This is a genomic window from Nocardioides agariphilus (assembly GCF_015352445.1).
GTDB lineage: Bacteria > Actinomycetota > Actinomycetes > Propionibacteriales > Nocardioidaceae > Nocardioides > Nocardioides agariphilus.
Map to the genome: position 1 here is coordinate 19,851 of NZ_JADKPO010000022.1, position 23,720 is coordinate 43,570.

23 protein-coding genes and 1 pseudogene are annotated in these 23,720 nt (G+C 71.1%); 15 read left to right on the top strand and 9 right to left on the bottom strand.

The window, feature by feature from the left end:
- Positions 1-22 precede the first annotated feature (22 nt).
- From ISU10_RS15670 to ISU10_RS15685, 4 genes are all read left to right on the top strand, one after another.
- Positions 23-538 carry a hypothetical protein gene (locus tag ISU10_RS15670; RefSeq protein WP_194697354.1) on the top strand — a complete coding sequence of 172 codons (516 nt, stop codon included), beginning with the start codon at positions 23-25 and terminating at the stop codon, positions 536-538.
- Positions 539-583: 45 nt separating this feature from the next.
- Entirely contained in the window at positions 584-859 is a 276-nt protein-coding gene (locus ISU10_RS15675; protein ID WP_194697355.1) for a hypothetical protein, read from the top strand.
- 213 nt (positions 860-1,072) lie between these two features.
- Positions 1,073-1,822, top strand: coding sequence for a DUF2516 family protein (locus ISU10_RS15680; RefSeq protein ID WP_194697356.1), 750 nt, complete (start codon positions 1,073-1,075; stop codon positions 1,820-1,822).
- A 23-nt stretch (positions 1,823-1,845) separates the two neighbouring features.
- Positions 1,846-2,196 carry a phosphomannose isomerase type II C-terminal cupin domain gene (locus ISU10_RS15685; protein WP_194697357.1) on the top strand — a complete coding sequence of 117 codons (351 nt, stop codon included), beginning with the start codon at positions 1,846-1,848 and terminating at the stop codon, positions 2,194-2,196.
- Here the strand turns inward: ISU10_RS15685 and ISU10_RS24335 are convergent.
- From ISU10_RS24335 to rfbB, 3 genes and pseudogenes are all read right to left on the bottom strand, one after another.
- Positions 2,172-3,044, bottom strand: coding sequence for an SDR family oxidoreductase (locus ISU10_RS24335; protein ID WP_442417796.1), 873 nt, complete (start codon positions 3,042-3,044; stop codon positions 2,172-2,174). The genes ISU10_RS15685 and ISU10_RS24335 overlap by 25 nt on opposite strands.
- A gap of 21 nt (positions 3,045-3,065) precedes the next feature.
- Positions 3,066-3,581 (bottom strand): annotated as a pseudogene (locus tag ISU10_RS24340) (dTDP-4-dehydrorhamnose 3,5-epimerase family protein); the annotation flags it as partial.
- Positions 3,578-4,597, bottom strand: a complete 1,020-nt coding sequence (gene rfbB, locus ISU10_RS15695) for a dTDP-glucose 4,6-dehydratase (protein WP_194697358.1) — start codon at positions 4,595-4,597, stop codon at positions 3,578-3,580. The gene rfbB and the pseudogene ISU10_RS24340, both read right to left, overlap by 4 nt.
- Before the next feature lie 25 nt (positions 4,598-4,622).
- On the opposite strand from rfbB, the gene rfbA reads away from it, so the two are divergent.
- From rfbA to ISU10_RS15710, 3 genes are read left to right on the top strand one after another with little or no spacing between them, the layout of a single operon-like run.
- Entirely contained in the window at positions 4,623-5,489 is an 867-nt protein-coding gene (gene rfbA / locus ISU10_RS15700; RefSeq protein ID WP_194697359.1) for a glucose-1-phosphate thymidylyltransferase RfbA, read from the top strand.
- Positions 5,490-5,525: 36 nt separating this feature from the next.
- Positions 5,526-6,533 carry a UDP-glucose 4-epimerase GalE gene (galE, locus tag ISU10_RS15705; protein ID WP_194697360.1) on the top strand — a complete coding sequence of 336 codons (1,008 nt, stop codon included), beginning with the start codon at positions 5,526-5,528 and terminating at the stop codon, positions 6,531-6,533.
- Entirely contained in the window at positions 6,530-7,366 is an 837-nt protein-coding gene (locus ISU10_RS15710) for an N-acetylmuramoyl-L-alanine amidase family protein (RefSeq protein WP_194697361.1), read from the top strand. Before galE ends, ISU10_RS15710 begins: the two co-directional genes overlap by 4 nt.
- Here ISU10_RS15710 and ISU10_RS15715 read toward each other — a convergent pair.
- The 4 genes from ISU10_RS15715 to ISU10_RS15730 all read right to left on the bottom strand — a co-directional run bounded on the left by ISU10_RS15715 (position 7,313) and on the right by ISU10_RS15730 (position 12,379).
- Positions 7,313-8,422 (bottom strand): glycosyltransferase, encoded by a 1,110-nt coding sequence (locus ISU10_RS15715; protein ID WP_194697362.1) that lies wholly within the window; start codon positions 8,420-8,422, stop codon positions 7,313-7,315. The genes ISU10_RS15710 and ISU10_RS15715 overlap by 54 nt on opposite strands.
- A 37-nt stretch (positions 8,423-8,459) precedes the next feature.
- A complete protein-coding gene (locus ISU10_RS15720) occupies positions 8,460-9,887 on the bottom strand; it encodes a sugar transferase (RefSeq protein WP_228501086.1) in 1,428 nt (475 codons plus the stop codon).
- A 295-nt stretch (positions 9,888-10,182) separates the two neighbouring features.
- A complete protein-coding gene (locus tag ISU10_RS15725; protein ID WP_194697364.1) occupies positions 10,183-11,280 on the bottom strand; it encodes a MauE/DoxX family redox-associated membrane protein in 1,098 nt (365 codons plus the stop codon).
- A 7-nt stretch (positions 11,281-11,287) separates the two neighbouring features.
- The gene (locus tag ISU10_RS15730; protein ID WP_194697365.1) at positions 11,288-12,379 is read right to left on the bottom strand and encodes a PqqD family peptide modification chaperone; all 1,092 of its coding nucleotides are present in this window, start codon (positions 12,377-12,379) and stop codon (positions 11,288-11,290) included.
- 39 nt (positions 12,380-12,418) lie between these two features.
- On the opposite strand from ISU10_RS15730, the gene ISU10_RS15735 reads away from it, so the two are divergent.
- From ISU10_RS15735 to ISU10_RS15755, 5 genes are read left to right on the top strand one after another with little or no spacing between them, the layout of a single operon-like run.
- A complete protein-coding gene (locus ISU10_RS15735; protein WP_194697366.1) occupies positions 12,419-13,588 on the top strand; it encodes an acyl-CoA dehydrogenase family protein in 1,170 nt (389 codons plus the stop codon).
- Between the two features lie 5 nt (positions 13,589-13,593).
- The gene (locus ISU10_RS15740; RefSeq protein ID WP_194697367.1) at positions 13,594-14,793 is read left to right on the top strand and encodes a fibronectin type III domain-containing protein; all 1,200 of its coding nucleotides are present in this window, start codon (positions 13,594-13,596) and stop codon (positions 14,791-14,793) included.
- Between the two features lie 56 nt (positions 14,794-14,849).
- Positions 14,850-15,713 (top strand): dihydropteroate synthase, encoded by an 864-nt coding sequence (gene folP / locus ISU10_RS15745; protein WP_194697368.1) that lies wholly within the window; start codon positions 14,850-14,852, stop codon positions 15,711-15,713.
- 5 nt (positions 15,714-15,718) lie between these two features.
- Positions 15,719-16,225, top strand: coding sequence for a class III extradiol ring-cleavage dioxygenase family protein (locus tag ISU10_RS15750; RefSeq protein WP_194697369.1), 507 nt, complete (start codon positions 15,719-15,721; stop codon positions 16,223-16,225).
- Between the two features lie 30 nt (positions 16,226-16,255).
- Positions 16,256-16,918, top strand: a complete 663-nt coding sequence (locus ISU10_RS15755; RefSeq protein WP_194697370.1) for a dihydrofolate reductase family protein — start codon at positions 16,256-16,258, stop codon at positions 16,916-16,918.
- 39 nt (positions 16,919-16,957) lie between these two features.
- Here the strand turns inward: ISU10_RS15755 and ISU10_RS15760 are convergent, their stop codons facing one another.
- Positions 16,958-18,316 carry a hypothetical protein gene (locus ISU10_RS15760; protein ID WP_194697371.1) on the bottom strand — a complete coding sequence of 453 codons (1,359 nt, stop codon included), beginning with the start codon at positions 18,314-18,316 and terminating at the stop codon, positions 16,958-16,960.
- Positions 18,317-18,406: 90 nt separating this feature from the next.
- Here ISU10_RS15760 and ISU10_RS15765 point away from each other — a divergent pair, with 90 nt between their 5' ends.
- From ISU10_RS15765 to ISU10_RS15775, 3 genes are read left to right on the top strand one after another with little or no spacing between them, the layout of a single operon-like run.
- Positions 18,407-18,862: a hypothetical protein gene (locus tag ISU10_RS15765; RefSeq protein WP_194697372.1), complete on the top strand. Its 456-nt coding sequence runs from the start codon at positions 18,407-18,409 to the stop codon at positions 18,860-18,862.
- Positions 18,862-19,872, top strand: coding sequence for a GTP pyrophosphokinase (locus ISU10_RS15770; RefSeq protein WP_194697373.1), 1,011 nt, complete (start codon positions 18,862-18,864; stop codon positions 19,870-19,872). Before ISU10_RS15765 ends, ISU10_RS15770 begins: the two co-directional genes overlap by 1 nt.
- Positions 19,869-20,816 carry a hypothetical protein gene (locus ISU10_RS15775; protein ID WP_194697374.1) on the top strand — a complete coding sequence of 316 codons (948 nt, stop codon included), beginning with the start codon at positions 19,869-19,871 and terminating at the stop codon, positions 20,814-20,816. The genes ISU10_RS15770 and ISU10_RS15775 overlap by 4 nt, the downstream gene beginning before the upstream one ends.
- Here the strand turns inward: ISU10_RS15775 and ISU10_RS15780 are convergent.
- The gene (locus ISU10_RS15780) at positions 20,788-23,700 is read right to left on the bottom strand and encodes an ATP-binding protein (protein WP_194697375.1); all 2,913 of its coding nucleotides are present in this window, start codon (positions 23,698-23,700) and stop codon (positions 20,788-20,790) included. The genes ISU10_RS15775 and ISU10_RS15780 overlap by 29 nt on opposite strands.
- Positions 23,701-23,720 lie beyond the last annotated feature (20 nt).

The window sequence follows — 23,720 nt, forward strand, 5'->3', positions numbered from 1 at the left end:
CACAACAAGGGAGAAACACAGAATGGCTACCCCCAAGTTCGACCTCAAGCGCGTGATCGACGCCGGTGTCGGCGTGACCGACCTGGCCGTCGAGACCGTTCGCGACTACGCGGCTGAGGCCCAAAAGCGCGTTGCCGCCGCCCAGAAGTCGGTCGTCGACTTCGACCCCAAGGCGACCTACTCCGCGATCGAGAAGCGCGTCGTGAGCCTGCCCACGGTCGGCCTGTCGACCGCCACCGACGCCTACGGCGACCTCGTCAAGCGCGGCCAGACCCTGGTCGGCCGCATCCGTCGCCAGTCCTCCACCCAGGAGGCCGTCGCCGCCGCCGAGACCACCGTCGCGAAGGCCAGGACCACCCGCACCCAGGCGGCCGTCGCCAACAAGACTGCGGCCAAGAAGACCGCGGCCAAGAAGACCGTCGCCAAGAAGCGCGCCGTGGCCAAGTCCAGCGCCAAGGCCACCCGCACCTCGGCCAAGAAGACCGTCTCCGCTGGTTCTCGCGCGCTCGTCGACGCGGCCCAGAAGGTCGGCGACTGACCTTCTCGCCTCGTTCAGAGGAATTCGGAAGATCCCCAGCACCTGGTGCTGGGGATCTTCCCATTTCACGACAGTGAGCAGTCGGGACCACATCGACGCGCCTGGCCCAGCGCTCGCAAGGTCGCGTTCCAGGTCGGCCCACCTGTCTGTCGCGCGCTCGTGGCCGAGGCGGCCGTCGAGCTCCACGTGGGTGGTCAGGCGCGGATAGCTCACATCGCGGAAGCAGACCTTGCCGGCGAGTTCCACCCGGCGCTGACGAACGCCGACCGGCAGTCCGTGGGCGCGCTCGACCCTCGCGAGGAACCTGCGCTCCAAGGCTGAGAAGGCGCCGGTCGCGATGTCGTCGAGGACCGCTAGCAGGAGTGCACGATGGGCGAGGCGAGGTGTGGCCGTCAGGTGGTCGCGTAGTCTCTCGGCCGTCGATCTACCTGTCTGGCAGACGTCCGACAACACGGCCACAGCGCCGTCCTCGGTCGGGGACTCGGAGGCGACCTGCAAGGCGGCGGTCTCCAACCTCGTGCGCGGTGGCGACAGGTGCTGCTGGACCTGGGCGTCGAACGCGCTCAGTCGACGTACGCGGATTCCGGGCTGTGGCGCCACGCGCCGCTCGGCCGGGACGACCAGGTCGACCGGCGCACGCGCAAGTGGCTCGAAGCCGCGGAGTCCGTGGGCCCGCAACGCATCGCGGCCAGCCAGAGCGGAGGGCGCGGCGTACAGCACCGCTGCCCACGCCTTCTGGTCGGCCGTGGGTGGACCGGTGTGGTCGACGAAGACACCTTCGAAGATCCGGGCGAGCTCCCGGCGCCGCACCATGCGCTGGATGTCGTTGTCACGGGCTCCGAGATCGAGCAGCTGGCGCCGCGACACCGTGCCGCACTGACGCGTGAGCAAGCGCCGCATCTCCACCCGATCCACGGCCAGCACCAGATCGAGGAGGGGCGGCGGCCGCAACGGGTGGCCTGCCAACCTGTGGATGACCGGTACCCTGAACCCGTGATGGACGTCTTCGCCGTCGAGGGCTACACGATGCTCCTGATCGAGATCGGGCTGCTGGCGGTCAAGATCTACGCCTTCGTCAGCTCGCTGAGGTTCTCCGACGAGGCCTACCGAGCGGCGGGCAAGCTCAACAAGGCGGCCTGGACCATCATCCTCGGTCTGGGCGTGGCGGCCCAGGTCGTGCTCGCGGGTGCGCCTCTCAATCTGATCAATCTGGCCCTGACCATCGCGGCGCTGGTTTACCTTGCTGATGTCAAGCCTGCGCTCAGCTCGCTCACGCGACGCTGACTTCCGAACGGGGAAAGACCAGCATGGAGTCCGACCAGCGGCCGTGGGGTGCGTGGCACGCACTCGACCGTGGCGACGGCTACCAGGTCAAGCGGCTCGAGGTGCTGCCCGGTCAACGGCTGTCCTACCAGACCCACCGGCTGCGGGCCGAGCACTGGGTGGTGGTCGCCGGCACCGCGACCTGCACGATCGACGGCGAGACCGTCGAGGTGAAGTCCGGTGGCTGCGTCGACATCGGTGTGGGCACGCCCCACCGCATCGCCAACGTGCATGACGAGCTGCTCGTCATCATCGAGGTCCAGCGCGGCGACTACTTCGGCGAGGACGACATCTGCCGCCTCGACGACGACTACGGCCGGTCGGACTCGCAGTAGTCCCTCAGCTGCTCGAGGTGGTCGGCCGGCGTGAAGCCGGTCGCCTGGATCTTCGAGAGATCCAGCACGCCGTTGGCGGGTCGGGGCGAGATGCCCTCGCGCCCCTCGACATACTGCTGGGTGGTCACGGGCGTGACCTCGCCGGGGTCGCGGCCGCTGAGTCGGAAGACCTCCTTGGCCAGCTGCGCCCATGAGGTCCTCGGACCGGATCCCTGCACGTTGTAGATGCCGTACGGCGCTCCCTGGTCCAGGAGGTGCCTGGTGGCGCGTGACAGGTCAGCGGTGAACGTCAGCCTGCCGACCTGGTCGTCGACCACGGTCGGTGAGATGCCGTCGGCAGCGAGCTGCTGCATGGTGCGAACGAAGTTGCGCCCCTCGCCGATCACCCACGAGGTGCGCACGATGTAGTGCCGCGGCGTGGTGGCCACGGCGATGTCGCCGGCGGCCTTCGTCTGGCCGTAGACCCCGAGCGGCGAGTAGCGCTCGTCCTCGGTGTGCAGCTCGGCGGTGCCGTCGAAGACGTAGTCGGTGGAGTAGTGCACCAACGTCAGCCGGTGCTCGGTCGCGACCCTCGCCAGGGTCGCGGGGGCAGCCGCGTTGGCAGCCCAGGCCGCCCGGCGGCCCTCGGTGGTCTCTGCCTTGTCGACGGCCGTGTAGGCCGCGGCGTTGAGCACCAGCTGGTAGTCGTGCCACGCGAACTCCGCGACCTGCGCGGGGTCGCTGACGTCGAGCACGCCGTCCTTGGCTCCCTCGACGAGGTCGACCACGTCGGCGTCGGGGAAGTCGGCCTGCAGGGCTCGCCCGAGCTGGCCGAGCGCGCCGACGATCAGCGTCTTGAGCGGCTTCATCGGCACGACGTCAGCCAACCGCGGCGTGGTCTTGTCCTTCTCGGAGATCTCGGACTCCGACAGGGGGATCGGCCACGCGATCGCGGCCGTCTCGTCGGCGAGGTTGAGCGCGGGGTACGTCGTGCCCGGACGCCAGTGCTCGTTGACCAGGTAGCTGTAGGTCGTCGCGTCCTCGAGCGTCTGGTAGCTGTTCCCGACGCCACGCGGCACGAACACCGCGGTGCGCGGGTCCATCTCGATCGTGAAGACAGTGCCGAAGGTCGGCCCCTCACGCATGTCGACCCACGCGCCGAAGGCGCGTCCGGTGAGGACTGAGACGAACTTGTCTCAGGGCTCGGTGTGGATGCCGCGCGTGGTCCCGCGAGCTGTGTTGAAGGAGACGTTGTGCTGCACCGGACCGAAGTCCGGCAGGCCGAGGGCCACCATCTTGGCGCGCTGCCAGTTCTCCTTGAACCAACCGCGGCTGTCCTCGCGGACGTCGAGCCTCAGGACCACGAGGCCCGGGATCGGGGTGACCTCGACCGAGAGGTCGGTCATGCCTGGCCCTTCGACGCGTACGTCGCCTCCGTGGCCTCCTTGTGCGGGCGCCACCACTCCTCGTTCGCCTGGTACCACTCGATGGTGTTGGCCAGACCCGCCTCGAAGTCCTCGTAGGTCGGTCGCCAGCCCAGCTCGCTGCGCAGCTTGCCCGACTCGATGGCGTAGCGGCGGTCGTGACCGGCGCGGTCGGTGACGTGGTCGAAGTCGTCGAGCGGACGGCCGAAGTGCTTCAGGATCAGCTGCACCACCTCGAGGTTGCTCTTCTCCCCGTCGGCGCCGATCAGGTAGGTCTCGCCGATCCGGCCCTCGTTGAGGATCGTCCAGACGGCGCTGGAGTGGTCGTCGGCGTGGATCCAGTCGCGGACGTTGAGCCCGTCGCCGTAGAGCTTGGGTCGGCCACCGGTGATGAGGTTGGTGATCTGGCGGGGGATGAACTTCTCGACGTGCTGCCAGGGCCCGTAGTTGTTGGAGCAGTTGGAGATCGTGGCCCGCACGCCGAAGCTGCGGACCCACGCTCGCACCAGGTGGTCGGAGCCGGCCTTGGAGGCGGAGTAGGGGGACGACGGGTTGTAGGGCGTGTCCTCGGTGAACCGCTTGGGGTCGTCGAGGTCGAGATCGCCGTAGACCTCGTCGGTCGACACATGATGCAGACGCACCCCGGCCTTGCGGACTGCCTCGAGGATCGTGAACGTGCCGACCAGGTTGGTGCGGATGAACGGGCTCGGGTCGTCGAGCGAGTTGTCGTTGTGGGACTCGGCTGCGTAGTGGACGACCGCGTCGTGCCGGGCGACCAGTGGCTCGACCACGTCGGCGTCGGCGATGTCGCCGACCACCAGCTCGACGCGCTCGAGGCCTTCGACCGCCTCCCGCGTCGAGGCGTAGGTGAGCTTGTCGAGGACGGTGATCTGCTCGACTGCCCGGTCACCTTCTCGGGCGTCGGTGTGGTCGACCAGGTAGCGCACGAAGTTGGAGCCGATGAACCCGGCGCCACCGGTCACGAGCAGTCGAGACATGGTCCGGAGTCTAAGGTGGGCGCTCGTGAAGGGGATCATCTTGGCCGGTGGCACCGGCTCACGCCTGCACCCGATCACGCAGGGGATCAGCAAGCAGCTGATGCCGGTCTATGACAAGCCGATGATCTACTACCCGATCTCGACGCTGATGCTCGCCGGCATCCGCGACATCCTGGTGATCACCACGCCCCACGAGGCCGAGGCGTTCGTGCGCCTGCTCGGTGACGGCTCGCGGTTCGGGATCAACCTGACCTATGCCCAGCAGCCCAGCCCGGACGGGCTGGCCCAGGCGTTCATCATCGGCGAGGAGCACATCGGCGACGACCCGGTGGGCCTGGTCCTCGGCGACAACATCTTCTACGGCAGCGGGCTCGGCAGCCGCCTGATGCGGTTCGCCGACCTCGACGGCGCGGCGGTCTTCGGCTACCGGGTGGCCGACCCGACGGCGTACGGCGTGGTGGAGTTCGACGACGACTTCCGGGCGCTGTCGCTGGAGGAGAAGCCCGCGGAGCCCAAGAGCGACTACGCGGTGCCTGGCCTCTACTTCTACTCCAACGACGTCGTCGGCTACGCCAAGCAGCTGCGCCCCTCGGCTCGTGGCGAGCTCGAGATCACCGACCTCAACCAGATCTACCTCGAGCAGGGCCGGCTCTTCGTCGAGGTGCTCCCGCGTGGGAGTGCGTGGCTCGACACCGGCACCTTCGACTCCCTCAACGACGCCTCCAACTTCGTGCGCACGATCGAGAGCCGCCAGGGCACCAAGATCGGTGCGCCCGAAGAGGTCGCCTGGCGTCGCGGCTTCCTCAGCGACGACGAGCTGGTCGAGGTCGCGCAGCCGCTGCTCAAGAGCGGCTACGGGACCTACCTCCTGGAGCTACTGCACCACCGTTAGCCTGCCAGTCATGAGATGGGTCAGGGAGTTCTCCTCATGAAGGTCCTCGTCACAGGCGGCGCCGGCTACATCGGGTCGACGACAGCCAAGGCGCTCGAGCAGGCGGGGCACACCCCCGTCATCCTCGACTCGCTGCTGACCGGACCGCAGGTCTTCGTCGGCGATCGGATCTTCTACGAAGGCGACATCGCCGACCGTGCGCTGCTCGCCCGCATCGTCGAGGAGCACCCCGACCTCGACGCGACCATCCACATGGCGGCGCGGATCGTCGTACCTGAGTCGGTGCAGCTGCCCTATGAGTACTACCGCGACAACGTCGCGAAGTCGTTGGAGCTCTTCGACGCCCTCCAGGGTCTGGGACAGCGACGGGTGATCTTCTCCTCGACCGGATCCATGTACGCCGCACCCGCCGACGGCTTCGAGGTGCGAGAGGGCGACCCGCTCGACCCGCAGTCCCCCTACTCGCGCAGCAAGCTGATGATGGAGCAGGTGCTCACGGACGTCGCTGCGGCCACGGACCTCAAGGCGATCCTGCTGCGTTACTTCAACCCGATCGGGTCCGATCCCGAGCTCACCACGGGTGTCTACGCCAAGGAGCCCTCCCACATCCTGGGCCAGCTGGTGCGCGCCGCGCTGGGCCACCAGGAGGCCTTCACCATCACTGGCACCGAGCACCCGACTCCCGACGGCACCGGCATCCGCGACTACGTCCACGTGTGGGACGTGGCGCGCGCACACGTGCGCGTCGTCGAACAGTTCGACGAGGTCATCGAGCGGGTCGGCGAACCCAGCGTGCTGATGAACGTCGGCTGCGGCGCGGGTGTCTCGGTGCGCGAGCTGGTCGCGGCCTTCGAGCGCGTCTTCGGCCGCGAGGTGCCGGTTCGCGAGGCGCCACCGCGACTCGGCGACGCGGTGGGCGCCTACGCCAACGTGGACCGCATCGCCGAGCTGACCGGCTGGCGTGCCGAGCACGACATCGACGAGGGCATCGCCTCGGCGCTGGCCTGGGGGGCCAGGCGCCAGGAGGTCCTGGGCTACGAATGACCGGCTCGCGTCTTGCGACGGCGCTCCTGACCGGCACGGCCCTCGTGGTGCTCGCGCCCGGTATCGCCGTCGCGGCCGCAGTGCCCGGCGAGACCGCTGACCCCGCGGAGAGGGTCGCGGCGGCGAAGCCGCTCGAGGGCAAGGTGATCGTGCTCGATCCCGGTCACCAGCTGGGCAACCACAACTTCCCGCGCCGGATCAAGCGGTTGGTGCCGGCCGGCGGGTTCAGCAAGCCGTGCAACACCACGGGCACCGCCACCAACGGCGGCTACCCCGAGGCCAGCTTCACCTGGGACGTCGCGCTCCGCCTGCGCGAGCGCCTGCAGGCGCAGGGCGCCGTGGTCAGGATGACCCGACACAGCAACCGGCAGGACCGTTGGGGCCCGTGCGTCGACGAGCGCGGGCTGGCCGGCAACGTGCTGGCCAACGGCGCCGCGGCCGACCTCAAGATCAGCATCCACGGTGACGGCTCGTGGCTGCGCGGCGCGCGCGGCTTCCACGTGATCATGCCGGCCGACCGCAGCCCGTGGACCGACGACATCTACGACGCCTCGCGCGAGCTGGCCCTGGCCACGCGTGACGCGCTGGTCGACCGGGGCCTGACCACGGCGACCTACATCGCCGGCGGCGACGGGCTCGACGTACGTCGCGATCTCGGGACCTTGAACCTCTCCGACATCCCGACGGTGATGGTCGAGCTCGGCAACATGCGCAACCGCTCCGACGCGACGCGGATGACCCGGCCGCGCGGCCGGGAGCACTACGCGCGGGCCCTGGCGCTAGCGGTCCGCAGGTACGTGCATCAGGCGGTCGACAGCAGCGGTGATGGTTGAGGCGAACCTCGCCTCGCCGAATCCCTCACCGTGCCGCACGATCGCACCGGCGTCCCAGTCGGTCGCGCGGCTGCGGCCGACGGCCTCGGCGATGTCGGCGGCACCGGCGGAGTCGAAGAACAGCCCGCTCACGCCGTCCTCGACCGAATCGAGGTAGCCGCCCCCGCGCAGCGCGAGCGTCGGCTTCCCGAACGCGCCCACCTCGAGCGGGGTGAGGCCGAAGTCCTCGATCGCCGGCGCGAGCAGGGCCACGCAGTGCCGGTAGGCCCAGCGCAGCTGGCTGTCGGTCACGTTGGACACGATCGCCACGTTGGCCGGCATCCGGGCGCGCAGCCGCTCCTCCTCGGGGCCGTGGCCGATGACGAGCAGGCGCTCGTCGGGCAGCGCTGCGAACGCCTCGACAGCGTGGTCGACGTTCTTGTAGGGAAGCAGCCGCGAGACGACCAGGTGGAAGCCCGGTGCGAACGGACCGACGGGCACCTGGTCGCCCTCCACCGAGACCACTGACGGCGGGAACAGCACGGGGGCGTCGATGCCGTACGTCGAGCGCACTCGCCCGCGAACCACCGTCGAGTTGACCAGGTAGGTGTCGTGGCGGGCCATCGCCTGGCGGTCCCAGCGACGCAGCGCCGGCGAGAGCGCCTTGAGGGCCAGGGCCACGGCGGCGCGCGGGTGCTCGCCGAGGTAGTCGGCACCCTGGTAGAGCCAGCGCGCGGGATTGTGGCAGTAGACGATGCTGCGACCGCGTACGTCGAACCCGTGGGCCCACCCGCTGGTCGAGATCACGGTCACGTCGGCATCGACGCGCATCCGGCTGGCGGCCGGCGCGAGCAGCGGCAACGCCATCCGGTGGTGGCCTCGCAGCGCGCCGATGCGGTTGAGCGGGGAGGTGACGACGCGCGCCTGCCGGAACTCCGGGAACGTCGCGTCGGCGTCATAGAGCAAGGTGTGCACCTCGGCCTCGGGGAACGCGCGGAGCAGGGCCACGACGACCCGCTCGGCACCGCCCCGCTGCGTCAGGTAGTCGTGGGCAATGGCCACCCGGGGACGCGTCACGCCGAGGATTGTGTCAGCGGCCGGGTGAGCGCAGGACTCAGTACGCGCCGCGCGAGCTCAAGACGGCCGACACCGTGCGGGCCAAGATGTTGAGGTCTTGGACCATCGACCAGTTGTCGACGTAGTAGAGGTCGAGACGGACCGTCTCGTCCCAGCTCAGGTCGGAGCGACCGGAGACCTGCCACAGCCCGGTCAGTCCCGGACGCACGCGCAGCCGACGGCTCATGTCGGTGCTGTAGCGGGCGACCTCGTGGGGCAGCGGCGGACGCGGGCCGACCAGGCTCATCTGGCCGCGCAGGACGTTCCACAGCTGGGGCAGCTCGTCGATGGAGAGACGACGGATCAGGCGGCCCGGACGGGTCACCCGCGGGTCGTCGACCATCTTGAACATCACCGAGCTGCGCTCGTGGTTGGTCTCGAGGTCGATCCGCAGCTGTTCGGCGTCGGTCACCATGCTGCGGAACTTGTAGCAGCTGAAGGGGCGGCCGTCGCGGCCGATCCGGGTCTGTCGGAACAGGACGGGACCGCCGTCGTGGAACTTGATCCAGACCGCCGTGGCGAGGAGCAGCGGCGAGATGAGGAGCATGGCGCCCGCAGAGCCGAGGATGTCGAAGACCCGCTTGGCCCAGTGGGAGGCCTGCACGGTGCGCGGGGCGTCGACGTGGACGAGCGGCAGCCCGGCGACCGGCCGCACCTTGAGGCGCTCGCTCGAGACGTCGGTGAGGCTCGGCACGATGATGGCGCGCACGGAGTGGCCCTCGATCTCCCACATGGCCCTGCGCAGGTCGTGGGCGCTGGAGAACGCGCCGTCGGCGAAGATGATCACGTCGGCGTCAACGCCCTCGACCGCCGCCAGGGTGTCGGTCGTGGTCCCGAGGACGGGGATGCCGGCGGGCGTCTCGATGAGCGGTCGGCCGGGCGTGACCAGGGCGCCGAGCACGGTGTAGCCGAGCCAGGACTCCCGGCGCAGCACGGCCGCCAGGTCGTCGATGTGCTGCGGGTTGCCGGCGATGACCACGCCCTCGCGGAGGTGGCCGTGCTTGCGGGTCTGCTGGATCGAGCGGCGGAAGACCAGGCGCCAGGTGAGCAGCAGGGGCACGCCGATGGTGAAGGCGAGCAGGAAGAAGCCGCGAGAGAGCGGGAAGCGGGTGAGGAAGCAGCCGATCCCGACCAGGCCGGCGCTGAGCAGCGAGGCCTTCAGGACCAGCTTGTACTCGTCGGTGCCGGCGCCGAAGATGTCGCGGGCGTAGGCGCCGACGGCGAGCAGCATGGCCGCCCAGCCGAGCAGGAGCGGGCCGGCGGCGACGCTGACGTAGTCGCGGACGTCACTGGCCGGGTTGAAGAACGTGAGCTCCTGGCGACCGACCATGGCCAAGAAGACGGCGAGCGCCAGCGTGAGTACGTCTCCGATCGCAGCAGCGATCGGAATCAGGCGCGCGGATTGCGATCTCCGCGTGCCTGCCATGCGATTGACCGCGTGGCCGAGCAACGTCATTCAAGTCCCCCCAGACCTGGTGCTGCCCCGTTCGGGACGGCACCACACAATGACCCCACAAGGATTGTGCCCTGCGCAGCGGAGAACCGGAAGAAGTCGACAAAACTCTTCTGGAAATGTCCAAACCGCCTGTCGGCGACTCGGAGGCCGCGCGGATCCATGGTAGTCCTTCGTCAGGGCGGTCGGGTCGCTGCCCAGGGTAGGGGGGTCCTGGTCACCCCCGCGGTGGTTTGACGAAGTCTGAGGTCAGGCTCAGGAGCGGGGCTCAGGCCCCGTGATCGGCGGTCGCATGCGGGTGGTCGTGCCCGTGGTCGTGCCCATGGTCGTGCCCGTGGTCGACCTCGACGGCGGCGGGTACGGCGAGCGCCGTCGGCTGTCCTTCGGCGTCGAGCTCCGCGGCCGCGAGCTCGGCGATGATGTCGTCGAGGAACCTCGTGATGGCGGCGGTGCCGGCCACCGGGCCGCCGGCGATCAGCCCGTCGGCTCCGAGGAGGACGGCCGAGGGCCTCCCGGCGGCGAACGCGAAGTTCGCACCGCCCTCGACGTCGTACCAGACCTTGGCACCGGGCGGCGTGACCTCGCTGGGGAGGTGGTCCAGCGGCTCGGTGAACAGCAGCTGGACCTCGACCGGTCCGAGCCGCGCGATCCAGTCGGGGACCTTGGCCGCGACGTCGTGGCAGGCGCCGCACGTGGAGGACAGGAGCAGGAGCAGCTGTGGCTTCTCGGAGGCGAGCTGGCGCAAGGTGACGGAGACGTCCTCGCGGTCGCGCAGCAAGCCGAAGGGGATGGGTTCGCGCTCGTAGTCGAGCAGGTCCTCGTCGGCGACCTGCTCCCCGGACGGCCGCCGGAGCCCGACCACCAAGACTGCGGTGGCCGTGACCGCGACTGCCATCAGCAGCCACGCCACGTCTGCGGAGCCCAGGTCGCCGAGGGCCGGGATGACTCCTGAGCCGCCCGCACCCAGGGCGGCGGCCAGGGCGGCCAACCCAACGAGCAGGGTGTTGCGCGCCAGCGTCGACCAGGACACCCGGTCCTCACCGGCCGCGCCGAAGCAACCGCAGTCGACCTCGTCACCGCGCCGCAGGACCAGGAGCACCAGCACCCAGTAGGCCATGAACAGCGCGGTCACGGCAGCGGCCACGACCGTGAGCGTCCAGCTCCAGGTGACCAGCAGCAGGACTCCGAGTGCGATCTCGGCGGTCGGCAGCAGGCGTACGACGGTGGGCGAGCTCAGCGCCCGCGGCACGCGCATCGAGACGAAGGCGGACCGGGTGGCGTCCGTGTCGGCGTACTTGGCGACTCCGCTGAGCAGCAGCACGGCGGCACAGGCCAAGGGGGCAAGCACCAAGGCGGTCTCGGTCACGGCTCGATCATGCCAGCGATCCCCAGGCCAGGAGGTTCTCTTGGGCCAGCGTGGCCACAGCCGATCGGACCACCTCCTCGGCACGGTCGTGGGCACCGAAGCGCTCCTGGGCCGCGGCCACCAGGTCCTGCATCGAGGACGGCTCGGCGACGTGCAGCCAGATGGCCGCGGTCAGATCGGCCAGCAGCCAGGCGTGCGACTCGGTGAGCACCACGAGCTCGTGGTCGACCTCGACGGCCTCCGCGAACGGCAGCCTGGCCAGCAGGGGACCCTCGGACTCGACGAGGGGGAAGCCCTCCTGTCCGGCGTGCCAGACCAGCTCCTCGGCCGGTGGGACGTCATCCGGCTCGGCCAGCAGCGCCGTCAGGTCGTCGAGGTGCTCCTCGATCTCGTCATAGGTCAGCACCCGGGCGCCCCCGCAGTCATGCAACAGACCGACCAGAGTCCGTAGCGGCCGCGGCAGCTGCGACATCGACGACGACTGCTCGACCAGCTGGAGGAGGGCCGCGGCGGTGCCCAGCCGGCTCAGCCCTCGCGGCCCGTCTCCACCGCGGTGCAGCATGACCACCCGCGCCAGGCGTGCCAGCTCCGGTGTCGGAAGCAGGCCGACCTCGTCGGGGGAGAGCTGGAGCTTGTGGTGCTTCGAGGACGGGTCGGTCAGCACCGACAAGGGCTTGGGGTGGGGATAGACGACGCCCTCGGAGTCGATCGAGATCGTCTCGTCGGAGACGTAGCCCAGGCGGGAGGCGAGTGCTCGGGTGGCGGTGGTCTTGCCGGTGCCGGACGGTGCCACCAGGGCGAGCAGCCGCCCGTCGGCGTCGGCGACTCCGCCGGCGTGGAGGTTGACGCGTCGGCCGGCGGTTGCCCGCAGGCCCGCCATCGTCACCCGGGTCGTCACGCCGTAGTCGCGGACGACCTCGTTGTCGGAGTCGCCGTCCCACGCGGAGATCGTGGCCGCCGGCTTCTCCGGCGGGTCGACCACGGCGCGCGACCACTGACCTGCCAGCCGGTCGCGGCTGGCCTGGTCGGGCACCCGGATCTCGATGGTCACCCCCATCGCACGTACCTGGAGTGGCGGCACGTCGGGAGCGGCGGTCACGGGGCCATTGTGTCGGCTGACGACGCCTAAGGTGCGGACATGGACCTGACGCTGACCGAAGAGGAGCGCGAGATCCGCGACTGGGTGCGCACGTTCGTGACTCGCGAGGTGCTGCCCCTGGAGTCGATGGTGCTCGAGCGCGAGCGGCGCAACGAGCGAGGGCTGACCCGCGAGGAGCTCAAGGCGTTGCAGGACAAGGCCAGGCAGTCCGGCTTCTTCGGGATCCAGACCCCCGAGGAGTACGGCGGGATGGGGCTCGGGGCGCTGATGACCGCGCTGACCCAGGTGGAGCTCGGTCGCTCGTTCGTGCCGTTCAGCTTCGGCGGCGACGCCGACAACATCCTCTACGCCGCCAACCCCGAGCAGCAGGAGCGCTACCTGCTGCCCACGATCGAGGGCGACAAGATCAGCTGCTTCGCCATCACCGAGCCGGGCGCCGGGTCAGACGCACGCAACCTCCGCACGTCCGCCGTCCGCGACGGCGACGAATGGGTGATCAACGGCGAGAAGACCTTCATCACCTTCGGCGACGTGGCCGACTTCGTGATGGTCTTCGCCGTCACCGACAAGGAGCTGGGTGCCGACGGCGGGGTGACCTGCTTCCTGGTCGACCGCGAGGCGGGCTGGACCTCCGCGCCGATCCCGACGATGGGCGAGTGGGGACCCGCGTCGCTGAGCTTCCAAGACGTCCGGGTGCCCCACACGGCCATCCTGGGCGAGGAGGGGCGCGGCTTCGAGCTGGCCATGCGCTGGATCGGCCGCGGTCGCTACCTGCTGCCGGCCCGGGCTCTCGGCGCGTGCGAACGCCTGCTGGAGATGGGCATGGAGCATGCCCGTCAGCGAGTGACGTTCGGTGCGCCCATCGCCGACCGCCAGGCGATCCAGTGGATGGTCGCCGACTCGGCGGTCGAGATCGAGGCGCTGCGCTGGCTGGTGCTCACGGCGGCCTGGCAGGTCGACCATGGCCTGGACTCCCGGCAGTCGCAGTCGATGGCCAAGCTCTACGGCGGGGTGAAGGCCAACGAGATCGTCGACCGCGTCCTGCAGATGCACGGCGGCATGGGCTACACGCGCGAGCTGCCCATCGAGCGCTGGTACCGCGAGCTGCGGCTGCTGCGCATCTACGAGGGCACCGACGAGATCCAGCGACGCACCATCGCCCGCAACCTGCTTTCCGGCCACGTGACGGTGCGCGGACACCTAGGGTGAGCCGCATGAGACGCGTCCTTCTCGGAGCCGCTGCGTCGGTCCTGCTCGTGACCGCCCTGGCGACCGTGCCCACCCCCGCGACCTCTGCGGCCATCGTCGCCAGCCCGTGGTGCAGCAGCGGGCGGCCGGCCCCGTGTCTGGAGGGGCTGTGGCGCGACGGCGTCGCGCTGACCAGTGCCGACCCGACGTACTCCTTCCTGTTCCTGGAGGACGAGGGCTGGGACCCGATGCCCGGCGGCTTCTGGTGGGAGTTCACCAAGAACGGTGGCTACGACATGGGCACCTCCGAGCTCGGTCACACCTTCCGGGCGCTGGTCAACAACGGATCTGCCGAGCCGCGCACGACGTTCGGGTTCGCCGACGGCGTGGACGTCGCGCTGCTCCCCGACACCGGAACCGGCTACCGCGTGGACCTCACGGTGCGGCCCGTGTCGATGGTCTTCTCCTGCCGGGTCGACGGCTCCGGCACCACGACCTGCCCCTACACCGGCCTGGCCGAGGACACCGTCCAGGCCATGGCCTACGGATCGGTCGACGACGGCTCGTGGTGGGGCGGTCCGGCGATCCGCGACCAGGTCAAGGGCCTGGAGCTGTTCACCAACGTGCACGTGGTCTCGACGCCGCCGGAGTTCAGCGTCGCGGCCGACGGCTCGACGGCGATGACGGTGCTGCTGCAGAACTCCCACGAGTACTTCGGCGGGGCACTGTTCGAGGGCTTCGCCGACTACCGCGTGCCCTACCGCATGCTGCGCGAGGTCTTCGGCATCCCCGACCCGAGCACGATGACGGGGTCCTCCCTCGTGACGACCGTCAGCGGCACCACCGCGCCTGTCGCCCTCGGCCAGGACGGCAGCGCGGTGACGGTCGACATCGGCCCCATCACCTTCAGCAAGCGCCGGGTCCGGGTGGCGACCGGAACCATCACGCCGACCAAGCCCTCCGACGTACGCACCAAGCGCGTCAGCGCCAAGGTCGCGCGCGTGGCGTTCGATGCCTCACGAGCGCGCGGCGCGAGGGTCAAGGGCTACACCGCCCAGTGCCAGCGTCCCAACGGCACCGACCGCGAGACCGCCGGGTCCGACACCACTCGCGTGCGGGTGTCCGGGCTGCAGCCCGGCCGCGCCTACCAGTGCCGGGTGCGGGCCCTGTCCAAGGTCGGGCCCAGCAAGTGGTCGCCGTGGGTCAAGGTGCCGGCCCGACCGTGACCCCCAACGGGGGTCTGCTCAGGCGGTAGTCCTGTGGGCTCTGCCAGGATCTCGGCATGGACCTGCGGCTCGGACGTCACACGTTCGGGCCGGACCAGACGCTGATGATGGCGATCGTCAACCGCACGCGGGACTCGTTCTTCGACCAGGGTGCGACCTACGACGAGGGGCCGGCGCGTGAGCGCGTGCGCCAGGTCGTCGAGGACGGCGCCGAGATCGTCGACATCGGCGGGGTGCGGGCCGGCTACGGCGAGGTGGTCGACGCCGCCGAGGAGATCCGGCGCGTCGTGCCGTTCGTGGCCTGGGTGCGAGAGCACCACCCCGGCGTGGTGATCAGCGTCGACACCTGGCGCTCGGAGGTCGCCCGCGAGGTGTGTGCGGCGGGAGCCGACCTCGTCAACGACGCGTGGGGCGGCCACGACCCGGCACTCGTCGAGGTCGCCGCAGAGTTCGGCGCCGGCATCGTCTGCACCCACACCGGCGGGCTCCCACCGCGCACCGACCCCTACCGCGTCGAGTACGACGACGTGGTGGCCGCGGCGATCGCCGAGACGACCAGCCTCGCCGAGCGAGCGCTCGCGGCCGGAGTGCCCCGCGAGTCGATCGTCATCGACCCCGCCCACGACTTCGGCAAGAACACCTTCCACTCCCTGGAGATCACCCGACGACTGGGGGAGATGGTCGCGACCGGCTGGCCGGTGCTGGTCTCGTTGTCCAACAAGGACTTCGTCGGCGAGACCCTGGGAGCGCCGCCCCAGGAGCGCCTGACCGGCACGCTGGCCGCCACCTCGGTGTGCGCCCTCGCCGGTGCTCGCATCTACCGCGTCCATCAGGTGCGTGAGACCCGGGCGACCGTCGACATGGTCTGGTCGATCGCCGGGCGGCGACCTCCGCTGCGTGCGATCAGGGCCTTGCAGTGACAGGGGTGAGGGTCGCGCTGGTGCCGGGCGTGTTGGCGTTCCTGCCCGAGTACGCCGGCCAGGTGGACCCCGTCGCCGAGGTGCGCGCCGCATCGCTGGCGGCTGCCGCGTGGGTGGGGGAGGCCGGACCCGTCACGGTCGTCGGCGACCCGCAGGGCACCCGGGTCGGCCGCCGGTTGCTGGCGCAGTCAGGTGCCGAGGAGGGTGCCGGCTCGGCGTACCTCGTGGTGGCCAACGGCTCCGCACGCCGCAACGACACCGCGCCCGGGTACGTCGACGAGCGCGCGGTGCCCTTCGACGATCGGGTCCTCGCCGCCCTGGCTGCGCCGGACCCTGAGGCCCTGGCCGACCTCGACGTCGAGCTCGCGGAGGCGCTGTTGGTCGGCCATCCGGCGGGCCTGGTCCGGCTCGGGGAGTTGCTGAGGGGCGCGCGCACGGTCGGCGTCGACCACGTCAGCGACCCGTTCGGCGTCGCCTACTGGGTGGTGCGCTGGGAGGGCCCGCAGCCCTGACACGGTTGCGGTGATGATGGGATGACCGGTATGCGGACCCTCCTCGGACCATCCACCTCCGGTGACCTGCGTGAGCTCTACGCCGCGCCGCGAACCCCGTGGCTGCGCGTCAACATGGTCTCCACCGTCGACGGCGCCGCCACCGGGGAGTCCGGTCTGACCGACTCGATCAACAACCAGGCCGACCAGCTCGTGTTCGGTCTGCTGCGCGAGCTCGCAGACTGCGTCGTGGTCGGGGCCGGCACGGCGCGCACCGAGGGCTACCCGCCGCTCGACGTGCCCACCGTGGTGGTGTCGCGCAGCGGCACCGTGCCCGAGAGGATGCGCGGTGCCGAGCCGGGGCGGGTGCTGCTCGCCACCGTCGGCGTGGCCGCCGGACTCGGGTCTGCGCGCGAGCTGCTGGGCAACGACAACGTGCTGGTGCTCGGCTCACACCGCGTCGACCTGGCGGCGATGAAGCAGGCCCTGGTCGAGCGCGGCTTCGGCGACATCTTGTGCGAGGGCGGCCCCCACCTGCTGCGCGACCTGCTCGACCAGGGCGTGGCCGACGAGCTCGCCTGCACCTTCGTGCCGCGCCTCGTGGCCGGGATCCATCCGCGGATCACCGACGGCCCGCCCGTCGACGTACCCCTGTCGCTGCACTCGCTCGTGGAGGCCGACGGGACCCTGCTCGGCCGCTGGTTCAGGGCCTGAAGGCCCGGGGACGCCGGACAGGCGAGCTCCGCTCGCCCATCAGCGCGCGACCCAACGGCTCAGCTCGACGGTCCTGATGACGAGCCGCACCCAGTCTCCTGAGCGGGAGCTGGACCCTCTGTCGAGGCACGACCTGGCCCCCAGCGGGATGTCGTGGCGCTGGCAGCTGGGGATGACGGCGAACGGGTCGTCGCCTTCGGCGCGGAAGACGTCGAGCTTGGCCGGGTCGAGCGGCGCGCCAGCCCTGCGCAGCGCCGAGAGCGTGTACTCGAGGCGCAGCACCACGGGGTAGGCGACGGTGGTCTGGAGGTCGGTGACCGCGACTCTCACAGGGCTGGCGACGGCACCTGCGAACCCCGAGGCCTGGGCCCGCGTCACTTCTACCTGCGCGCCGTTGGCATCGGTGACGGGGATCTGGACGGCCACCGTCTGCTCGGCGGTGCAGAAGTCCCGGTGGGCGCACGGCCCGGTCTCGGGGACGCCCTGGGCGATGATCAGGTAGCGGACCGAGCCCGACTTCTCCCGCACCCGGCCGCCGCCGAAGTACCTCACGTCGAGCTGGCTGATGCCCGTGGCGAACTCCTTCACGACGATGCCGTGGTTGACGAACGTCGCCTTGGCTGCCACGCCGTCCCAGCGACCTTCGGAGAGTCCCCGGTCGTTGTGGATCAGCAGCTTCCCGAGACCGGGGGAGTGCGTGCGCGGTTGCAGCAGCAGGGCCGTGCCGTGGTCGAGTCTCAGGTCCGCGTCGTCCCTCAGCACCACGCGCCCCCTGACGTCGACCACGTAGCGCTTGGCCACGTGCACGCTGCCCGTGCCGAGGGCGCGCAGGGTGCCGACGTCGTCGACCTGCACGATGCCCTGGCGACCCGTCACCGAGGAGGACAGCGGACGCGTGCTCAGCACGGCAGGAGACCCACCCGAGCTGCGGTGCGCGTTGAGCGAGCCCATCACCCGCAGCCGCCCGGCGCCGCCGAGCGTGGCCCCGTCGAGCTCGACCACCGAGGTCGGCCGGGTGACCGAGCGGTAGACGCTCTGGTCGCCCCACACGAACAACGCGGTGCCGGGGTCCAAGGTGAGCACCGAACCACGGCCGAGCTCGAACGCCGCGAGGTCCACGCGTGGTGACGTGCCGTCGACCTCGATCTGCGAGTCGGGCGGGATGCAGACCTCGTCGGTGCGAGAGCCGATGCCGGGGACGCTGGCACCGGACCACTTGGCGGCATCGGACCAGACCCCCGCGCCACCGAGCCACTGGACGGCCGCGTCGCTGGTCGCGCCGCAGTCGAATGCCACCGCACCGGCGTGCGCCTGTGCCGTGGAAGCCGGTACGCCGACCAGGGCGGCGGCGACCGCGACAACGGTGGCGAAGCGTGCGGTCCTCCGCGATCGCGTCATGCGGACCCTTCCCGACTCGGGCAACGATGTGGCCCTCCGCACGATAGAGCGCGGACCGCCCGAGCACTACGGTGATCGCCGGGAGGTGGCATGTCGGCGACGAAGACGGAGCGAGTGTGTGTCGTTGCGGGCGCGGGCGCCTGGCCGTTCTACCTCGCGACCGGTGCCTGGGTCGGCCCCGAGAACCGCCGCTTCGGCGATGCCAGCCGCCTCGGGTTCTACTCCGGTCGGCACATCCAGGGACTGGCCCCGCGCGTCCTGCACGTCGCTGCCTCCCTTCCACTGACCCACGAGGACGCCGCCACCCGGGCACTGAGCGGCGATCCCGTCGAGCGACGGCTGGGCGAGGTGCTCGCCGCGGCGCTGCACGACGGGCTGACCACCCCGCGGGTGTGCGTCGTGCTTCTCTCGCCGCCCGACGACCCCGACACCGCGTCGTTCGAGCCGGTCTCCCACGACGCCGACGCCGCGTGGACGATGTTCCAGCGGTTCGTGGACCTCGATCGGCTTCGCGCCGCGAGGACGACCGCCGAGCTGGGGTCCTGATGAGCAGGCTGGAGGACCTCAGGGCGTGGTTCGAGGAGCACGCCGAGGGCTTCCGGTCGCTCGAGGCGGCGTTCCGCGACCACCTGGGCCAGGCGATCGTCGCGGCCAGGCTCGACGACGCGAGGCTGGAGACCCGCACCAAGGACGTCGAGAGCTTCCTGGTGAAGGCCACCAAGTCCGATGGGCGCGGCGGCTTCAAGTACGCCGACCCGAAGACCCAGCTGACCGACTTCGTCGGAGCCCGGGTGATGGTGCCGCTGAGTGCCGATGTGGCGCCGGTGGCGCGGCTGGTGCAACGGCTCTACGTTGTCGAGGAGATGTCGGACCAGCGTGCGGGCACTCTCCTCGACGTACCTGGGTACCAGAGCCTGCACTTCCTCGTGCGATTCCGCGACGAGGACCGCGAAGCCCTCGGGCTCGCCGAACGAGGGGTCCCCGACCAGCCGGTCGAGCTGCAGGTGCGCTCGATCCTCCAGCACGCGTGGGCGTCCTTGCAGCACGACCTGATGTACAAGGGCGAGCGCACTCCGACCGACAGCGTGCGCCGTCGCCTGATCGCCCTCGCGGGCTTGCTCGAGCTGGCTGACAACGAGTTCATGTCGGTGCGCCTGGCGCACGGCGACTCGGCCGGCGTGCTCGACGACTCGCACGCTGGCGGGTTCGACGTCGCCGGGGTCGGCGCGTGGGCCGAGACCCTCGTGGGCGACGAGGCCGGCACCGAGCCCGCAGCCTGGGCCGCCGCCCTGCGCGGGGCGCTGAGCGAGCTGGGCGCGACCACGGCCGACGAGGCCGATGCCCTGCTCGGCGAGTGGCGGACGCGCTGTCTCGAGCTGGCACGCAGCGTCCGCGCCGCTCGGCCGTGGGCGACGGCGTCGTACGTCGTCGACCTCGCACTGCGGCTGTCGCTCGGTGCCGACTACCTCGCGCGCCGCGGGGTGTCGGACGTTGCGGCGATCGAGGCACTCGACGCCGAGTGCGACGACGTACGACGGTCGATGGAGGCGCCATGACCCGGATCCTGTTCATCCTGGTCGAGGTCGCCGTCGCCGTTGCCGTCTGGCGACTCGGCGACAAGGCGCGCAAGCAGCAGCTGACGGCGCGCAGTGCCGCCCTGTTGGCCAGCGCGTGCGCGGTGCTGCTGATGCTGCTGATCGTCACGGACTGGCCCCTGACCGACTGGCCGAGCCCGGAGATCAACAAGTTCTGGGACGAGCACAGCACCGTCACCGGGACTCTCCACAGCATCCTGCTGCTCGGCGTCGGCCTGCTGTCCTACGAGGCCGGACAGCTGCGCGAGCAGGAGCGGCTCGACGAGAGCGTCACCGCGGCCGGTCTCGGCGGCATCGTCGACCACCTCGTGGACGCCGAGGTCGGGCTCGCGTTCCTCTCCTCGCCCGAGCCGCCCGACGCCCACGGCTGGGCGTGGTCGCCGGGCAAGCCCCTGCAGTGGCTGCGCCAGGGACGCGAGCGGCTGAGCCGCAACGCGGCCGACCGCACCGGCGACCCGCGCACGTGGGTGGTCGCTCTGCCCGCCACCAACGACCCGGAGTGGCGCAAGGAGCTGGTCGACCAGTGCATCCGGCGGCTGCTGGTGGCGCTGCGCGACTGGACGCCGCTCATCGCGTCCTCTCGCAACGGCACCCGCGTCCTGGTGGCGATCGCCGAGCTGCGCAAGGACCTCGTCGAGCTCGAGGCGCACCTCGGCGAGGACGCCGACGTCGTCGAGCCGCTGCTGGTGAGCCTGCGGGCCCGGGCTCGGCTACTGGCGTACTTCCTGGAGCTCAAGAGCGGGGCCGACCCGTTGCGCCCCGAGGTGCTCGACCGGTTCGACCCGCTGCCGATGACGCCCGGGTCGGTGGAGTGGGCAGCCGACCCATCGGGACGCGACCTGTTCGGTGCCGACTGGACCAAGGACCTCCAGGCGGCTATCGAGGCCCTGACACGGGTGAGCTGACCTGCTCGACGACCTCGAGCAGTCGCTCGCGTGCGACGGCCAGCGGGAGCGCGGATCCCAGCGTCCACTCGCGCCCGGCGGCTGCGTCGCCGAGGCTTGCTCGCGCCTCGGCCAGAGCGGCGGCGAAGTCCTGCTCGAACGGCACGTCGCCGCCTCCAGGCGGAGGCGACACGACGTGGGCCGCCGCGAAGAGCCGCACCGACGCTGCCGTGTCTGCTCGGGCCAGAGCCAGGCAGCCGCCCACCCGCAGGCACTGGGCGAGCGCCAGCGACTGGCCGAGCCGTTCGCTGAGCGGCAGGGCCGAGGCGAGCTGCCGCGCCGACTCCGCGAGGTCGCCGTTGACGAGCGCGGCCCTGGCCAGGGTGATGGTCGCATCCCTGGTGACGGCCGGGATCCGGTTGGCGGCGATGCCCGCGGCCTCGGCGGCGAACGCTCTCGCGGTCTCGGCGTCGGCGTCGTCGAGGGAGATCTCGGCCAGGGTGTTGAGCGTGTCGGCGGTGCCCTCGAGGTCGCCCTTGGCGCGAGCGACCCGCAGCCTCGTCTCGTAGGCCGCCCGCTCCCCGTCGGCGTCCCCGCCGATCGCCCGCGCCATCGCCAGCACCGAGAGGGTCTGGCGCCGCAACGGGTAGAGGTCGAACCGCTCCGCCTCGGCTGCGGCCTCCTCGGCGAGCCGAGCGCCTTCCTCCAGCCGGCCCGTCAGCACCAGCGCGGCACCGAGGAACGCGCGCGCCGTCGCGGTCGCCTCGCGGTCGTGGTGGCGCTCGGCGAGCTCCAGGGCGCGCCGTCCGTAGTCGGCGGCCTGCTCCTGGTCGGTCAGCCAGTGGCTGAGCTGTGCGGCCACGGCCAGCAGCCGTGCGGCGTCCGGTCCCTGAGCCGGCACGTCGTCGAGCACCCGCAGAGTGAGCCCGAGAGCCTCGTTGTAGCGGCCGGCCGCAGCCCAGCAGCCGAGGCTGACGAGCAGCAGCTCGACCGCGCGCGGCCGGCGTCCGGTCTCGAGCGCCCAGGTGACGGCAGCAGCCACGTCGGCCGCGTCGTCGTCGAAACGAGCCAGCACCAGGTGGCCGTCGGGGCCGTAGAGGCGCCGGCGGGAGTCCTCGGCCAGCTCGGTGAGGTGGTCGACGAGCAGCTCACGGGTCCGGACCTGGTCGGGTCGTCGCGCCAGCCGCTCCCGCACGTAGGCCCGCACCGTGCCCAGGACCGCGAACCGTACGTCGGCGCGGCTCTCCAGCTGCCGCACCAGCCGCGCGTCGACGATCGCGGCCAGCGCCTCGACCACCCGGGGTACGTCAGGGCAGACCGCCTCGACGGCCTCGATGGTGAAGCCGCGCTCGAAGACGGCCAGCCGGTCGCAGACCGTCTGGGCGTCCTCGCCCAACCGCTCATAGCTCCATCGGATGGCGGTCGTCATCGCGCGCTGCCGCTCGGGCACCTCCTGCGAGCCCGTGGACAGCAGGTCGAGGTCGCTGCGCAGCCCGTCGATGATCCGATCGATGCTGCGGAGCTTGGCGTGCGCTGCCGCCAGCTCGATCGCGAGCGGGAGGCCGTCGAGAAGCGTGCAGACCTCGGCGACGGCGAGCTCCTGGCCGTCGAGCCCGAACGTCGGCTCCGCGGCTGCCGCGCGGTCGGCGAACAGCCTGACCGAAGGTGACTGCGCGATCTGCCCGATGGTGGACCCGGCGCCCGGGACCGCGAGCGGTGGGACTGGCAGCTCGTGCTCACCGTCCGTGCGCAGTGGCAGCCTGCTGGTCGCGAGCACCGTCAGGGCGGCCGAGGCGTCGAGCAGGCGACGTACGGTCGGTCGGGCGTCGCCCAGCGACTCCAGGTTGTCGAGGACGACCAGCACGCGCCGGGTCGCGTCGAGCCCGGCCAGGCCGTCTGCGGGGTCGCCGGCCGGCGGACACCCCAGCGCCAGCGCCACCTCGGCCAGCAGCTGGGGAGCGTCGGCCTCCTCGGTCACCTGGAGATAGGCGACGTCGGCGAACTGCGTCTGCACGGCAGCCGCCACCAGTGCGGCGACGCGCGACTTGCCGCTGCCCCCGATGCCGGTCAGCGTCACCATCCGCACGTCGGGGCTCACGACGAGGGCCGCGACCTGGGCCGTGAGCTCGTCGCGGCCGTAGGTCGTGGACGACAGCACGGGGATCCGACCCCGCTTGCGCGGCTGGACCCCGGAGTGGTCGGTGGTGCCGACGGCCGGGCCGTCGGGTCCGTTGTGCAGGATGCCGGCCTGCAGCTGCTGCAGTGCCTCGCCCGGCTCGATGCCCAGCTCGTCGGCCAGGGTCGCTCGAGCCTCGGCGTACACCGCGATCGCCTCATCGCGCCGCTCGCCGGCGTACAGAGCGCTCATCAGCAGGGCCCACAGGCGCTCGCGGGTCGGGTACGTGCCGAGCTGACCTCGGATCTGCGAGACGAGCGCGAGTGCCTGCTCCGCGCCGTCCGCGCTGCCGAGGGCGAGATCGAGCCGGTCCTCGGTCGCCGTGAGGCGAAGCTCGGTCAACCGACCGGCCTCGGCCTGGAGGTACGCCGTGTCCCGCAGGTCCTCGAGCGCCTCGCCGCGCCAGAGCGCGAGAGCCTCGTCGAGCGCGGCACCGGCGCCCGAGAGGTCGCGGGCGCCAGCCAGCTCCTGGGCCCTGCTGGTCAGCGCGGTGAAGCGATCGAGGTCCGTCTCCAGGTTGCCCTCCGGCAGCTGGGCCCGCAGTCCGTCGAGCGCAGCGCCCGGATCGGGCGGAGGGGCCGGCCACACCCGCGCGACCAGCTCCTCGGTGCCGGGAGTCTCGGCGCCGGCCAGGGCGAGTACGGCGGCCAGCGCCCGGGCCCGCTTGCCCGGCTGCGCCGTCCCCACGGGTACCTCGACCACGACCGGCCCCAGCACCCCCACCTCCATAAGGGCAGGCTAGCCAGTCT

What these genes read in the sequence shown, in the direction of transcription:
- ISU10_RS15770 (WP_194697373.1), top strand. Translation starts at nt 18,862, where the DNA reads ATGAGCAGGCTGGAGGACCTCAGGGCGTGGTTCGAGGAGCACGCCGAG.
- ISU10_RS24335 (WP_442417796.1), bottom strand. Translation starts at nt 3,044, where the DNA reads ATGAAGCCGCTCAAGACGCTGATCGTCGGCGCGCTCGGCCAGCTCGGG.
- ISU10_RS15670 (WP_194697354.1), top strand. Translation starts at nt 23, where the DNA reads ATGGCTACCCCCAAGTTCGACCTCAAGCGCGTGATCGACGCCGGTGTC.
- ISU10_RS15720 (WP_228501086.1), bottom strand. Translation starts at nt 9,887, where the DNA reads ATGGCAGGCACGCGGAGATCGCAATCCGCGCGCCTGATTCCGATCGCT.
- ISU10_RS15755 (WP_194697370.1), top strand. Translation starts at nt 16,256, where the DNA reads ATGCGGACCCTCCTCGGACCATCCACCTCCGGTGACCTGCGTGAGCTC.
- galE (WP_194697360.1), top strand. Translation starts at nt 5,526, where the DNA reads ATGAAGGTCCTCGTCACAGGCGGCGCCGGCTACATCGGGTCGACGACA.
- ISU10_RS15740 (WP_194697367.1), top strand. Translation starts at nt 13,594, where the DNA reads ATGAGACGCGTCCTTCTCGGAGCCGCTGCGTCGGTCCTGCTCGTGACC.
- ISU10_RS15735 (WP_194697366.1), top strand. Translation starts at nt 12,419, where the DNA reads ATGGACCTGACGCTGACCGAAGAGGAGCGCGAGATCCGCGACTGGGTG.
- ISU10_RS15780 (WP_194697375.1), bottom strand. Translation starts at nt 23,700, where the DNA reads ATGGAGGTGGGGGTGCTGGGGCCGGTCGTGGTCGAGGTACCCGTGGGG.
- ISU10_RS15760 (WP_194697371.1), bottom strand. Translation starts at nt 18,316, where the DNA reads ATGACGCGATCGCGGAGGACCGCACGCTTCGCCACCGTTGTCGCGGTC.
- folP (WP_194697368.1), top strand. Translation starts at nt 14,850, where the DNA reads ATGGACCTGCGGCTCGGACGTCACACGTTCGGGCCGGACCAGACGCTG.
- ISU10_RS15775 (WP_194697374.1), top strand. Translation starts at nt 19,869, where the DNA reads ATGACCCGGATCCTGTTCATCCTGGTCGAGGTCGCCGTCGCCGTTGCC.
- ISU10_RS15765 (WP_194697372.1), top strand. Translation starts at nt 18,407, where the DNA reads ATGTCGGCGACGAAGACGGAGCGAGTGTGTGTCGTTGCGGGCGCGGGC.
- ISU10_RS15685 (WP_194697357.1), top strand. Translation starts at nt 1,846, where the DNA reads ATGGAGTCCGACCAGCGGCCGTGGGGTGCGTGGCACGCACTCGACCGT.
- ISU10_RS15710 (WP_194697361.1), top strand. Translation starts at nt 6,530, where the DNA reads ATGACCGGCTCGCGTCTTGCGACGGCGCTCCTGACCGGCACGGCCCTC.
- rfbB (WP_194697358.1), bottom strand. Translation starts at nt 4,597, where the DNA reads ATGTCTCGACTGCTCGTGACCGGTGGCGCCGGGTTCATCGGCTCCAAC.